We start from the raw sequence: 12,827 nt of genomic DNA on the forward strand, positions 1-12,827 counted from the left end.
TGACTTCACGAGTTGGAAACTCGTGCTACTTTAGTGTTAGCATCATCATTTTATCAAAACAATCACCATCACCACCCCGCCGACATAATTAAGTACCTTGGCAAAAAACAACTTTCTATTAAGTTTTGCCACTGCCTTTTCTTTGTCAACTAAACTATTCTGGTAAAAATCTCGCTCGATGGTCCTGAGGGTTAAATCGCCAGATGTTTGTTCAAGGGTCTTTTGCATGATGCTTAGTTTTTGCTGAAATGCCTCTGCATTGATTTTACTTGCCAGCGCATCTTTTGCCGCCAATTCTGTGAAAATGTAGTAACCCTTGGGCAACAATTTGCGGTAGTGGGCAATGGTAGTATCGCTATTGTTTAAACACGCTGTCGATATAACTTTGGAGGTCTTCGCCTTGCAAGTTATTGATATAGGTGTTGTTAGCATCAATAGTGCTATCAATCTTATGAAACTTTTGTTGGATAAGGCTATCATTTTTAGAGGGTTTAATCATTATTTGTGACCGACTTTCCTGTGGTTTAGGAGACTTTGAGCATTGTAGAAAAACTACAATCAGCACCACAATCAGGAAGGCAAAGAGCAGGGAAACCTTGTCGGCGGTGAGTTCAGTTTTTATTTTATTGATTGTTTGCCAAAGCGTAGCGAAGTTCATAATCGTGTCGGGTTTTGCGGTTTGCGGTATGTAATGTCTGGATTTTTTGGAGTTCAACTTCGTTGCTATCAAGGATTTGCTTCATCCTGAGGTTTTGTTTAGCCAGCTCGTTGGCCAGCAATCGGTTTTCGATAATCACCGACTTAAAGCCCGTTACGCAAGTGTCGCACACCCCAAATTGGTTCTGAGCAACGTTCTCGACTTCCTTGCGCATCACTGCTATCTGGTTGGTCTTTTGGAGCTGTACAGCCAAGTCTGTGGGTGCATGGTGAACTGTCGTAGCCGTCGATTCCTGACAGCTCGTTAGTCCGCTGATGATAAGGCCTGACCAGATAATCAGCGAGGAAATGGTGTTAAATGTACTTTTCATGTAGGTGGATTTTTTTTAAGTTTTCGATGCGGTTAAGCCATCCCCGCAGGAATTTTCGTTGAGTACCCACGCCTATGGCTTGGTAGTAGCGGGTGCGGTATTGGTAGATTTTGGTGTAAAGCTTTCTAGGGTTCGCCTTGTTGATTTTTTGGATGGTTGCTGTCCCAAATACGCCGTCGGGCGTGGCACCTACCATGCGCTGAATGGCCTTTACGTTGGCTTTGTCTTTGCCAGGGCCACAATTCACGAGGATGTCAACGATGGTTTCGGCGATGGCTTGGTTGTGGATGGTTTGAGCGTTGACGTAGTTCCAGTACATGGCTTTATAAATGGGCTTGATGTCGTGCTGGGTCGTGAGGGCAAGGTCGAAAGCCGAAACCTTGCCGTCGGCATCTTTGTCGCATGCAAGGGCGATGGCCCGTAGGCAGGCACGTTTGTAAGTGCTGAGGGTCACGCCGTATTTGGTGGCACCTCCGCGGTCGTATTGGGTGACGGTAAACAAGACACCCTCGGCTTTGAGGAGATGCGGGAAATAGCGGTTGAAGTCTGCTGGAAAAGCAATAGCCGACTTCAATACAATGCCCATTGTAAGGATGAATTTTTTTTTGTTCATTTAAAAAAAGGTGTTTTTTCGGGTGTTCAAGTGTAGTTTTTTGCCTTTTGAAAAAAAAATAAAATTATTTTTTCCAGCTAAATTTTCTAGTGTTCGGATAATACGAAGGTTAACTTTTGGGCTAAAAGAATTATACAAATTTATTCAAAAAGGGCATACAACGGTACTTTTTTTTCATATATCTTTGTGAAAGAAATCTACAATTCTTCTGAAAATTATGAAAGAAAAAATCTTAGCCTCGCTCAAAAACAGGTACAAAAATTTGGGTTTGAGTGAAAAAATTCTCGACGGAATTGCCGATATGTTGGCAAGCACTACTCCCGAAGAATCAGCGATTGAAACCGCCGTAGGTGGGGTCGAAACATTAGCCAAAAGTTTTCAGTCGGAAACCGACCGCATCAGAACGGAAGCCACCAAAGCCAAAGCCGACGCCTTGCGAAAAGAGGATGAAAACAAAAAAGTGGGCGCTACCGAACCCGACACCACAGACATGCCTGCGTGGGCAAAGGGGTTGATGGATGCCAACAGACAATTGACTGAAAAGTTGACGGCGTTGGAGTCTGGAAAGACAACTGAAACACGCAAAAGCTTACTCGAAGAAACATTGAAAGATGCCCCAAGGGCTTTTAAGAACAAGGTTTTAAAAGACTTTGAAAGAATGAACTTTGGCACAGACGATGATTTCACGAATTACCTAACCGACACCCAAACAGACCTTTCGGCTGTCACCCAAGAGATTGCCAACGTTGGCCTTTTAGCACGCCCCGTACCGATAGCGGGCAGTGGGGGCAAAGCCAAAGAGCCCTCAAAGGCTGAGCTGGATAGTGTGATGGGGAATATTATGTAGGTGTTAGTTGTGAGTTAGTGAGTTGTGATTGAGTGATTTTTTTCGCCCGTGGTTTTCAACCGTGGTCTGTGGCACACAGACCACAATATTTTCACTCATAATATAATATAACGCTTCCTCTTAGCGGGTGACTTAAGTCACCCGCTAAGAGGAAAAGAGGAAACTTAGGTATAAAAGATTTCTCCATTATGGATTGATTTTCAATTGCTTATCAATTAGGATAAAACAAATACAGTCATATCATGAAGAATCCCAATATTGTGTTCTGTGTGCCACAGACCACGGTTGAAGCAAAAATCAGCGTTTCAAATCAGCGAAAATCTGCGGGTAATATAACACGCCTAGCTTGTTGGAAATAATTCCAACAAGGGCAGAATATTGTGTTCTGTGTGCCACAGACCACGGTGACGGTTGAATAAAAAAATCACTCAATCACTAACTCACTCAATCACAACTGACTAACTCACTAACTCACAATTCACTAACTCAATCAATCACTAAATCACAATTAATTAAAATGGCAGGATACGCAAACCTTTCAAATACTGATGAAAGCATTTTATCAGAGAAAGATTCAATCGTTATCATGAATAACCTTGAATCCATCAAAGGTGGCAAAACGCTTGATATTACGGGCTTTGGCCCTACAATCATCAAAGCGGGGCATGTAATCATCCGTGAAACAGCCACGGGACTTTTCAAGCCCATGCCACTCGCCACCAACGATACCGTCTACGGATCATTGCCTTCGGGGCATACCTATGCGGGCATTTTGGTAGCCACCATCAGAACCGCAAAACCCTTTGCAGGTATCATGATTCGCGGCACTGTTAATACAGTAGCCTCACCTTTTTCTTTAACCTCAATTTTGTCGGCAGTAAAAACAGCCTTGCCACAATTGATTTTCACAGCAGACGAATAAATGGAACAATCATTATTTATTGAATGGGTAAACAAATGGTTTCCCGGTATCACTACACGCGTGGTGCAAGAGTTAAACGACGCTAAAAATGAATTGACCTATTTACACAGAGCCTTGCTGAGAAAACAGTTCTCTGCAACAGGTAAATGGGAGTCAATCAGCGTGGCGAATACCGCCATCATGGCCGACGTCGTGGCGATGGATAGCGAATTACCTTTGAAAAAGCGTGACTCAATCTCCAAAGCCAACGGCGACATTCCTAAGTTTGGCATGGAGCTAAAGATGAACGAACAGCAGTTGACCAACTTGGACGTAACCATCGCCCAAAACGCCACTGAAAGCCAGATTATTAGCGCCATTTTCAACGATACGCCCAAAGTAATTACGGGTATCTGGGAACGTAACGAGCAGGTGTTTTTACAGGGACTTTCAACAGGTGTAGCCTTGGTAGACAGCGACAACGTGGGAACGGGCATCAGAATAGACTATGGCTATAAGGCTGATAATAAGTTTGTTGCCTCGGTATTATGGTCGTCGGCATCGACAGCCAAGCCTATCGACGACATCGAAAATGTGTTTACAAAGGCAAGTCTTGATGGCAATGTGTTAGGCACTATTTACATGGACAAAACGGCCTTTAATAACATGACCAAGGCGACGTCGTTCAAGGAGATGTTTGCCTTTAATGCGGGCTTCTCAGGAGGGTCTATTCCTTCGCCATCGATTGAACAGGCACGTCAGGTGATTCTCTCACGCTTTGGGGTAAACCTCCAGATTATCGACAGAGCGGTGCGTTACGAGAAAAACGGCGTGCAGACGACTTTCAAACCTTGGCAAGATGGCATGGTGGTATTTACACCAGCGGGACAAATCGGCTCGTTGTTCTATGCTAAGTTAGCGGAACAAAACCACCCAACAGCGGGCGTGACGTATTCTGTGACGGATGATTTTATCTTGGTATCGAAGTTCAGAACCAACCGCCCGTCGCTATCAGAATTTACGACTTCGCAAGCAAGAGTAATTCCCGTGATTTCAAATGTGGAGGGGATTTATACGCTGGACTCGAAAAGTATTGGGTGATTTGTGATTTAGTGATTGAGTGAGTTGTGAATGAGTGATTGTTTTTTACTTCGCTACTCGACTTGTTCTGAAAGGCAAGTCGAGTATGGATAAAGAGGATTTCAAATCCTTTTTATCTGTACTTCGAGATGCCCTTCGGAACATCTCGAAGAGCAAAGCAAGAATCACTTTGTGTTCTGTGTGCCACAGACCACGGAAGTAGAAAATCACTAACTCACAAATCACTCAATGGAACACCTCACAACTAAAACAATCACTAAATCACTCATTCATTCAATCACTCAATGAAATAACTCACTAACTCATCACTCAAAACTCACAACTAGACACATGCCTTCCATCAAGCAAATCATTCAATCACGTATTTTGGAATTTGGGTTTACACTTGCTGACATCACGCTCGATGCATACATCACAAAGACAGGCATAGATGGCAGTCGAGAATACAGCACAGACAACGCCATGGACGCCGACAAGCTGATGTACGCCATCATACCCATGCTTTTGTTAGTACCCAAGGTGTCAGAAGGGCAATACTCACGAGAATACGCTATCGCCAATATCAAAGCCTATTACCAATCGCTTTGTTTAGAGCTTGGTCTTCCTGATACGCTGAATCCAGTACCATCAATCACCGATAAATCAAACCAATGGTAGTATCAACGCAATATCCTTATAGCCTATACCAGTATCAGATACTGGCCTCGAGCCAAGATGCCACAGGCGATTTTGTCAGCAACGGAGCCGAATGGGTATTGATGGCAAAATGTCGTGACGAAACCACTTCCGCCCAACGGATACCCACTGTTGATGATGGCATTGCATATATACCTGATGCGGTAGTGTATTGCGAGGTAGCTTGCGAAGTGATAAACGTTGGGTCAAAAGTACAGGTAAGAAACCCCGACAATAGCATCAGGTTGGAAGGAACTTGCCGAGGATTTTCAAAAGATACGTTTCATAGCAGACTATGGGTTTAGTAAAAACATTCGACCTTTTTGGTATCCATAAAAGGCTTGAGAAAGTAAACGTAAAGTTTAGGGAAAAAGTAATCAAAAGTCTTGACGAGATAGGCGCTGAATGTGTGGATACCGCCCTAGAAAATGCAGACTATGACGACCCAATGGGAAACCTCCGCAGTTCAATAGGCTACGTGGTGCTGGATAATGGCGAGGAAGTCAACTCAGGAGGGTTCAAGCAAATAGAAGGCTCGTTAGGCATCAAGTATGGTTCGCAGAAGGGGAAAGATTTGGCAGAAGAACTGGCGGGCAACCATAGCGAAGGCTTTGTGCTTATCGTAGTAGCAGGCATGGAAAATGCCGCTGCGGAGGAAGCCAAAGGGAAGGATGTGTTGACCTCTTCAGAAGAATTGGCCAAAAAAGAGATCCTGAAAGTACTTAATAAAGTTCAGCAAGAAATGAATGAAGAGCCATGAAAACACAATTCGACCAAATCGCCACGCTTTACGCCATCCTGAACGATTCGAACCTGAAAACTGCCATCAGCGGAGGACTGTACAAATTACGTCGACCCGTCAACAGTAGCCAAGAAGACGTAGTCATCAACAGCCTAAGCATCGGCGAAGGCAACTTACAACGTGGCATCGCCAATGTCAACATCCATGTACCCGACCTCATCGTGAAGCTCAATGGCGAAGCTCAGAACCAACCCAATATCAAGCGTTTAGGCGAATTGAGTAGCCTTGCATACGATATTTTAGCAGAAGTAAGCACCAGTACTTACTCGATTTTTATTCAATCATCCACGATTATCGAAGAGAGAGCCATCAATGCTCATTTTCAAAACATACGATTAATTTTCACTTTTTATAACACATAAAATGGCAACAGTAACCTACGGATTAAAAAGCATTAAATATGGCGACATCGCCAGCGACGGCGGAACAGCAACAGCCTTTGTTTCAAAAGGATTGACCCTTTCAGATACTTTCAAGATTGAAACGGGCGACAACGAAGTGCAGGAATTTATGTCGGAAGAAAACGACTATCCCGAGGAATCCATCATCACGATGGGCAAGAAGCAGTATAAATATACGGTGATGAATGCTGACGCAGACATTGCAGGATTTTTGTTAGGAGGGACGGTAGCCTCAGGCGTTTGGAGTTCACCCGACACAACTTCCAAAATTCAGAAATCTGTTCAGATTGAAACCAAAACAGGGCATATCATCACGATAAACCGTGCCTTAGTATCGGCAAAACGTGCGGGTGAATTCAGTAAAAAAGCCCTGGCAACCATCGAGGTTACGCTGACGGTAATGAAGCCACAAAAGGCAGGCGTATATGCCGAGACTTGGGAAGACCCATCATAATCAGTAAGATTTGAGTAATGAAATAATTGTTAAAAAGCCTGTAATTTTTATAGGCTTTTTTTACAAAATTATCGCAAAAATCGCTATATTTGTATAAGTGTTATGCATCACAAGACTCCCCTAAAAAACGGCTTCGTTTTTAATTTTATTAATTCTTTTTAGCTAATTTTATAGCTGAATCACATAAAAAGACATTAAGATAATAAAATGAAAAAGACCTTAATTATTACCCTAAGCTTATTAATCAGTAGTTACACCTTTTGCCAAATGCCTAGTAGTTTTGATAGAGAAGAGGTAGTGGAAGTGAAAAATACGAAAGCCAAGCTGTATGCCAATGCCCAAACATGGATAGCCAAAACCTTTGGCGACTATAAATCTGTGATTCAATTTGAAGATAAGGAGCAGGGGAGGTTGATTATTAAGGGGTTGTCTGAATTGAATGTAGAATTTTATCCTAATTTTAAATATACCATTACCATTGATGTAAAAGAGAATAAGTATAGGTATTCGATTACTGAGATAAGTGTTGGATTTGCAAGTACTAGTAATTTCGCAAGTTCATATTATCCGATTGAAGAGGAGGCTGATCATCTTAAAAAGATTAAATTAAAATTAGATAATATAACTGCATTATCAACTAGTAATATGTCTAAAAAAGAATTTAAAAAACATCAGGAAGAGGTTAATAGCTTAAAAACAGCCTATAATAGTTATTTTTCTAGAGTATCAAATGTAAAAGATATCTTGGATAGTATTTCTAATTCTTTTAAAACAGCCATGAAAAGTAATGATGATTTTTAAAGTTTAGAGATGTCTTCTTTAACGTATATTTATTAACGTTAAAATAGTTGATTTACATTATCAATAGTGAGGGACTTAAGTCCCTCACTATTGATAATGTACCAAATCTCCTCTATGATTGATATTTCATTCATGGCATGAGTAACTTATAGTTGACATTTAATAGTTTTTTCGGCTGGAAGCCTTTTAATAATGGTCACTCGCTTGGAAGCGAGCGACTGCTGCGATTGTATAAAATTTTTATCACCTACACCCCATGTCTGAACAAGAAATAAACAACCTTGAAAAAAAAGAGATAGACGCTCTGATAGAACGAGGTCTAAAATGGAACTGCAAGAAAAGCTCCATCCTACGATTTGTAGGTTCCGAAACCCGTGAATTTATCATCAAACCCTTTAGCTTAGGCTTAATCCTGATGCTAAGTGCGGAGTTTAAAAAAATAAATTTTAATCCGCAGAAGATTGATGACAACTGGATGTCGGAATCAAAAAACCTGATGGCAACCGCCCCAGAGCCCCTTTCGCGCATCATTATGATAGCCGTGTTAAGGAATAAAGTGTTGATTAAATACTTTGGCGGTTTTGTAGCCAACTATTTTCTGAATAGGGTAGAACCCAAACAGCTTTTGGAGTTGGCGATGATTATCAATCAAATGTGCAATCCAACGGATTTTATACTCTCTATCAAATTTCTTTCGATTCATCAGATGATAATCAAGCCTCCACATTTGATAGAGAAAATAGCGACGGAGGAGGAAGAAGTAATACTGGACTAAAATCAATCTATGGCAGTATAGGCATTATTTCAAAAGAATTTGGCTGGAGTTGGCACGAACTGATGTGGCAAATTCCGTGGGTAACAATTCAAAAGATTTTGGCCGATCAACCAAGGTATAATCTGCCCAAAAAAGAAAGTATTGAAGAAAAGACAATGAAGTTCGAAGATTACCTAAAGACCATTCATAAAGTAAAGAAAAATGAACAATAACGGTGGTGCCATAAGCTTTGATGCTTTGATAAATAATTCTCAATTCTTGAAATCATTTCAGGAGATGGAGGAACGTATCAAGGGTTTTACAAACAAAGCAGCAGCGGAAGCAGAAAAAACAGATACAGTATTTTCGAAATTAGGGAAAGCCATTGAAAATACTTTTACGAGTGATAATCTTAGGGAGGTAGCACAGCAAATCATTAAAGTGCGAGGCGAATTTCAAGCACTTGAAGGCTCGCTGAAGGTAATGCTGGGGTCTAAGGAAAAGGCAGATGAGCTAATGGCACAAGTAGCCGATTTGGCTGCTAAAACTCCTTTGTCACTGACGCAAGTAGGAGAATCTGCGAAGTTGATGGTGGCTTATGGTTTTTCGACAGACACCGTGATAGGGCATCTTCAAATGTTGGGTGATGTAGCACATGGTGTGAATATGCCTATTGAAGACCTTGTGAATACCTTTGGAGCAATCCGTACAAACGGAGTGGCTAGCTTGAGCGACATTGAGGGGATGGCTGGAAAAGGTATCCCTATCTTTGAAGTATTAGGGAATGTGCTGAATACCAACCGTGATGGAGTGGAAAAAATGGTTGAAGCTAGTAAGGTAGGGTTACCTCAAATAGAGCTAGCTTTCCAAAGCATGACTTCTACGGGAGGGATGTTTTCAGGGGTAATGAAGGAACAGGCTAAATCTGTTGATGCATTAATGACCAACTTGGAGGAGTCTATCAATAGGGTATATAATGAAATAGGGAAAGATACTGACGGTTTGGTTGCAGGTACGCTTCAGATGGGTGTTTCGATGCTTGAAAACTACAAGAGCATTGCTAAAATACTTGAAGTATTAGCTATTGCGTGTGGTGCTTACAAAGCAGCTTTATTAGTGGTTAATGCGACTGAGGCTGCTGCAATTGCTATAAAAGGAGGCTGGACGATTGCAACACTAGCAGAGTATCAAGCTTTGTTATTGGTAGAAGGAGCTCAAAAGGTGCTTAATGCTACTATATTGGCGAATCCTTATGTGGCTGTGACAACATTGATTATTGGTTTAGCAAGTGCGGTATATTTATTCAATACAAATACAGCAATCGCCGAAAGGGCACAAAATAGATATAATACAGAACTAGCAGAATCTAATAAAAAAATAAACAATCTAAAAGACGAAACAAATAAGCTTAATAATATTATAAGAAATAATAGCTCTGCACAGGGAGAGCAAATAAAAGCTTATAAGAGACTACAAGAATTGTATCCAGATATGCTTAAAAACATTGACTTGTATAAATACAAGACGATGGATGCGACAAAGAGTCAAAAAGAATTCAATGCTGCTCTTACTGGAATAAAGATTGGAGACACAAAAAATAAAATTGCAGAAGTTGATAAGCGAATTGCAGATAATCAAAAGAGAAAATCTGATTTATTTACAAAGCCCCAACTAGGTGTTAGTGGGGGTGTTACCTCTATGCAAGTTTACTTAGATAATCAAATAAATGCAGATAAAGCTTTAAGGAATGCATTGGCCAAAGGATATGTAAATCTTAGAAAAACACAGATTAACGAAAGGAAGGAATTAGAAAACGAAGGAAGCGTAAAGAATAAAGAGTATTGGGACAAAGAGTTAAAACAACTTCAAACGGAATTTGATAAGCAGGAAAAAAACACAAAAAAGTTTTTGGAATTAAAAGCTACTATTAAGAAAGTTAAAAAGGAACTGAAAAGTTATGAAGTGTCTGATAGTGAAGAAGATAAACCTCATAATACCCCTGCACCTAAAACCCCTGCACCAACCGCTCCAGCCCCCTATGGTAGTATTGCTTATTGGCAAGAAATATCTTCTAAAGCACAGTATATTTATGAGCATAGTAATAACCCAAGTGAAAAAACCGCACAAATAGCAGTAGTACTTGACGCAGAAAAAAAAGTAGCTGAAGGACGTAAGCAATTGGAAGAAGAGCTCTCAAAGGGTAAGATTAAAACTTTTGAGGAAGAGATTGAGGAGAAAAAGAAACAATATGTTTTGTATGAAAATTGGGTAAAAAATATCAGTAAGGAAGTCGCAGATGCTCATCCTCAGTTTAAAGATTTACTTCCTCAAGGGAATAATTATGTTGATTTTCTAAGTAAAAAGATTAAAGAGTTTGAGACTAAACAAAATGACGTCAATCTTGACCCTACCGCAAAAACCGAAGCACAAGGCAATTTAGTAAAGTATAAGATTGAATATCAGATAGTCACTGGGAAAAAATCTGGTGTGGAGTTACTCAAGGAGGATATGTTGAAGGCTAAAAAAGAAGCCAAAAGTTTGGTAGAGTATCTTGAGTATATTGAAAAGCTGAAAGATAAATTGAAAGGCGATACTTCTACAGACGGCATGGCTCAAACCAATACCCTTGTAGAGGAAACCAACCAGACTAATGAGCAAATTGCTGCTAATCTGCAAGAGTATTTACGCAATCATGAAACTTATGAAGAGCAAAAGGACAACATCATCAAGAAACATATAGGATTAAGAGAAGCCTTAGAGAGCCAATATACAGACAAAACAAATGCTGAATATCTTAAGAACCTAGAGAAATTAAAAAAAGGAAAAAAGGAAGAACTTGATATAATTGAAAAAACGAATGAAGAGAAAATAGCTTATCTTAAATCTCTTCAAGATTCTTTACGAATAATTGACCTTAAGTATTTAAAAGAAAAGGTTGAAACAGAGAAAAACAAACTTGATAGTCTGAAAGGAAAAGAAAATACTGATGATTACACTCAGCAACTAAAAAAAGTACAAGATGCAGAAAAAAATCTCAACGACCATCTATTAAGTGTAGTTTCCAAGTTCGCTAGTTTAGGAGGACAATTAGGCGGTGTAATGTCCAAAATGAATGGAGCGATTGGCGATACTGGTCAATTGTTGTCGGGCTTAGCACAAAATGCGGATAACGTTGTCAATGCTTTTAAAAAAGGAGCTACTCCTACGGATAAATGGATGACTGGCATTTCGGCTACGATTGGCTTGATTGATTTGGTTGCTAGTTCAGCCAATGAAAGGGAAAAAGCGGAAGAGGAGTATCGTAAAAATGCCTTACAGTTTGAACAAGATTATAAAGTAGCCATCAATGAGAGAATCGGGGCAGAGACGAAAACAAAAGAGAATGTTTTTGTCAAAGATTACGCTGGTAGGCTCAAAGACGGCTTCAAGATGTATAATGATGCGAGTACGAAATATCAAGAATCATTAAAAAAGCTAGAAGAGGGTAAAGCAAAGGTAGGACAACGAAATGCCATAGATTGGGGTAAAGTGGGTAGTGGTGTGGCAATGGGTGCAGCCTTGGGAACAGCCATTGTGCCAGTAATCGGTACTGCTATCGGTGCGGTTGTTGGGGGGATTATTGGGTGGTTTGGAGGAAAGAAAAAGAAGGATGAGTTTACGGGGCTGTTGAAGGAATATCCAGAATTAATACAAAAGGCTGCTAACGGGCAAGAGATTTTTAACAAAGAATTAGCCGAAACATTGATTAGCAATAACCAGGTGGATGATGCTACGAAGAAACTCTTGCAAGATTCCATCACTTGGTCTGAGCAAATGGAGAAAGCCAAAGGACAAATTAAAGAAGTTATCGCAGATTTGGCGGGCAACTTAGGGAATAACCTAAGAGATGGATTAGTGAATGCTTTTAAAGATGGAACTTCAGCGGCGGAAGCTTTTGGAAAATCTGTAAGTGGTATTCTGGAAGATATGCTTAGTCAATTGTTATTTAACCAAGTGTTTTCTAAAGCATTTGATGATTTGCAGGAACAAATGATGATTAGTGCCGACTTGGATAATGGCGGTGATAATAATTTTATTGATGATTTTAGCGTGTTCTTCTCACAAGCGAATGGGCTTTGGCAACAATTCTATGATCAATTAGATGCTGCTTCGGCATCTGCAAAAAGCTATGGTTTAGATATTTTTCAGAAAAATAAACCTGCAAGTCCTAATTCATTAACAGGCTCGGTAAAAAGTATCACTGAAGATACGGCAGGGCTTTTGGAAGGGAATATTACCCAGCTTAGGGTGGTGGCTACTAGTCAGCTTATCTCACTTCGGAATGTGGAAGTGATTGCTAGTCAGCAACTTACTTTACAAGCCAAGTTCCTGCCTTTTCTGGAAAGAATAGATAATAATTTAGATAAACTTAATTCTGGAGACAATATTCTACGCGTTAAATTTTAAACCC

General features: G+C 40.4%; 15 protein-coding genes. 11 read left to right on the forward strand and 4 right to left on the reverse strand.

Annotated features, from left to right (window positions below):
- Window positions 1-45 precede the first annotated feature (45 nt).
- The 4 genes from AC07N0_RS13250 to AC07N0_RS13265 form a co-directional block, all read right to left on the reverse strand.
- Window positions 46-294: a hypothetical protein gene (locus AC07N0_RS13250; protein ID WP_494589553.1), complete on the reverse strand. Its 249-nt coding sequence runs from the start codon at window positions 292-294 to the stop codon at window positions 46-48.
- Window positions 295-355: 61 nt separating this feature from the next.
- Window positions 356-658, reverse strand: coding sequence for a hypothetical protein (locus AC07N0_RS13255; protein ID WP_494589554.1), 303 nt, complete (start codon window positions 656-658; stop codon window positions 356-358).
- Window positions 624-1,028 carry a hypothetical protein gene (locus AC07N0_RS13260; RefSeq protein ID WP_494589555.1) on the reverse strand — a complete coding sequence of 135 codons (405 nt, stop codon included), beginning with the start codon at window positions 1,026-1,028 and terminating at the stop codon, window positions 624-626. The genes AC07N0_RS13255 and AC07N0_RS13260 overlap by 35 nt, the downstream gene beginning before the upstream one ends.
- Window positions 1,012-1,641, reverse strand: a complete 630-nt coding sequence (locus AC07N0_RS13265; protein ID WP_494589556.1) for a glycosyl hydrolase 108 family protein — start codon at window positions 1,639-1,641, stop codon at window positions 1,012-1,014. The genes AC07N0_RS13260 and AC07N0_RS13265 overlap by 17 nt, the downstream gene beginning before the upstream one ends.
- Window positions 1,642-1,858: 217 nt before the next feature.
- Here AC07N0_RS13265 and AC07N0_RS13270 point away from each other — a divergent pair, with 217 nt between their 5' ends.
- The 11 genes from AC07N0_RS13270 (at window position 1,859) to AC07N0_RS13320 (ending at window position 12,823) form a co-directional block, all read left to right on the forward strand.
- On the forward strand, window positions 1,859-2,488 hold the full coding sequence (locus tag AC07N0_RS13270) for a hypothetical protein (protein ID WP_494589557.1): 630 nt from the start codon (window positions 1,859-1,861) through the stop codon (window positions 2,486-2,488).
- Between the two features lie 517 nt (window positions 2,489-3,005).
- On the forward strand, window positions 3,006-3,410 hold the full coding sequence (locus tag AC07N0_RS13275) for a hypothetical protein (RefSeq protein ID WP_492800043.1): 405 nt from the start codon (window positions 3,006-3,008) through the stop codon (window positions 3,408-3,410).
- A 180-nt stretch (window positions 3,411-3,590) separates the two neighbouring features.
- Window positions 3,591-4,490: a major capsid protein gene (locus AC07N0_RS13280; RefSeq protein ID WP_494589558.1), complete on the forward strand. Its 900-nt coding sequence runs from the start codon at window positions 3,591-3,593 to the stop codon at window positions 4,488-4,490.
- 330 nt (window positions 4,491-4,820) lie between these two features.
- The gene (locus tag AC07N0_RS13285) at window positions 4,821-5,147 is read left to right on the forward strand and encodes a DUF6706 family protein (RefSeq protein ID WP_494589559.1); all 327 of its coding nucleotides are present in this window, start codon (window positions 4,821-4,823) and stop codon (window positions 5,145-5,147) included.
- The gene (locus tag AC07N0_RS13290) at window positions 5,141-5,470 is read left to right on the forward strand and encodes a hypothetical protein (protein ID WP_494589560.1); all 330 of its coding nucleotides are present in this window, start codon (window positions 5,141-5,143) and stop codon (window positions 5,468-5,470) included. Before AC07N0_RS13285 ends, AC07N0_RS13290 begins: the two co-directional genes overlap by 7 nt.
- Complete coding sequence (locus tag AC07N0_RS13295; RefSeq protein WP_494589561.1) at window positions 5,461-5,925, forward strand: hypothetical protein; 465 nt, start codon at window positions 5,461-5,463, stop codon at window positions 5,923-5,925. Before AC07N0_RS13290 ends, AC07N0_RS13295 begins: the two co-directional genes overlap by 10 nt.
- Window positions 5,922-6,329: a hypothetical protein gene (locus AC07N0_RS13300; protein ID WP_494589562.1), complete on the forward strand. Its 408-nt coding sequence runs from the start codon at window positions 5,922-5,924 to the stop codon at window positions 6,327-6,329. Before AC07N0_RS13295 ends, AC07N0_RS13300 begins: the two co-directional genes overlap by 4 nt.
- Window position 6,330: 1 nt before the next feature.
- Window positions 6,331-6,822, forward strand: a complete 492-nt coding sequence (locus AC07N0_RS13305; protein ID WP_494589563.1) for a hypothetical protein — start codon at window positions 6,331-6,333, stop codon at window positions 6,820-6,822.
- A 207-nt stretch (window positions 6,823-7,029) separates the two neighbouring features.
- Window positions 7,030-7,623 (forward strand): DUF4468 domain-containing protein, encoded by a 594-nt coding sequence (locus tag AC07N0_RS13310; RefSeq protein WP_494589564.1) that lies wholly within the window; start codon window positions 7,030-7,032, stop codon window positions 7,621-7,623.
- Between the two features lie 256 nt (window positions 7,624-7,879).
- Window positions 7,880-8,398: a hypothetical protein gene (locus AC07N0_RS13315; RefSeq protein WP_492800034.1), complete on the forward strand. Its 519-nt coding sequence runs from the start codon at window positions 7,880-7,882 to the stop codon at window positions 8,396-8,398.
- Between the two features lie 201 nt (window positions 8,399-8,599).
- Window positions 8,600-12,823, forward strand: coding sequence for a tape measure protein (locus tag AC07N0_RS13320; protein WP_494589565.1), 4,224 nt, complete (start codon window positions 8,600-8,602; stop codon window positions 12,821-12,823).
- The last annotated feature ends 4 nt before the right edge of the window (window positions 12,824-12,827 follow it).

The organism is Arcicella sp. GW821-FHT09D11 (assembly GCF_059416265.1).

Excerpts from the sequence above, each read along its gene's own strand:
- AC07N0_RS13305 (WP_494589563.1), top strand. The coding sequence starts at position 6,331 with ATGGCAACAGTAACCTACGGATTAAAAAGCATTAAATATGGCGACATC.
- AC07N0_RS13255 (WP_494589554.1), bottom strand. The coding sequence starts at position 658 with ATGAACTTCGCTACGCTTTGGCAAACAATCAATAAAATAAAAACTGAA.
- AC07N0_RS13275 (WP_492800043.1), top strand. The coding sequence starts at position 3,006 with ATGGCAGGATACGCAAACCTTTCAAATACTGATGAAAGCATTTTATCA.
- AC07N0_RS13315 (WP_492800034.1), top strand. The coding sequence starts at position 7,880 with ATGTCTGAACAAGAAATAAACAACCTTGAAAAAAAAGAGATAGACGCT.
- AC07N0_RS13265 (WP_494589556.1), bottom strand. The coding sequence starts at position 1,641 with ATGAACAAAAAAAAATTCATCCTTACAATGGGCATTGTATTGAAGTCG.
- AC07N0_RS13285 (WP_494589559.1), top strand. The coding sequence starts at position 4,821 with ATGCCTTCCATCAAGCAAATCATTCAATCACGTATTTTGGAATTTGGG.
- AC07N0_RS13300 (WP_494589562.1), top strand. The coding sequence starts at position 5,922 with ATGAAAACACAATTCGACCAAATCGCCACGCTTTACGCCATCCTGAAC.
- AC07N0_RS13280 (WP_494589558.1), top strand. The coding sequence starts at position 3,591 with ATGGCCGACGTCGTGGCGATGGATAGCGAATTACCTTTGAAAAAGCGT.
- AC07N0_RS13320 (WP_494589565.1), top strand. The coding sequence starts at position 8,600 with ATGAACAATAACGGTGGTGCCATAAGCTTTGATGCTTTGATAAATAAT.
- AC07N0_RS13270 (WP_494589557.1), top strand. The coding sequence starts at position 1,859 with ATGAAAGAAAAAATCTTAGCCTCGCTCAAAAACAGGTACAAAAATTTG.
- AC07N0_RS13290 (WP_494589560.1), top strand. The coding sequence starts at position 5,141 with ATGGTAGTATCAACGCAATATCCTTATAGCCTATACCAGTATCAGATA.
- AC07N0_RS13260 (WP_494589555.1), bottom strand. The coding sequence starts at position 1,028 with ATGAAAAGTACATTTAACACCATTTCCTCGCTGATTATCTGGTCAGGC.
- AC07N0_RS13310 (WP_494589564.1), top strand. The coding sequence starts at position 7,030 with ATGAAAAAGACCTTAATTATTACCCTAAGCTTATTAATCAGTAGTTAC.
- AC07N0_RS13295 (WP_494589561.1), top strand. The coding sequence starts at position 5,461 with ATGGGTTTAGTAAAAACATTCGACCTTTTTGGTATCCATAAAAGGCTT.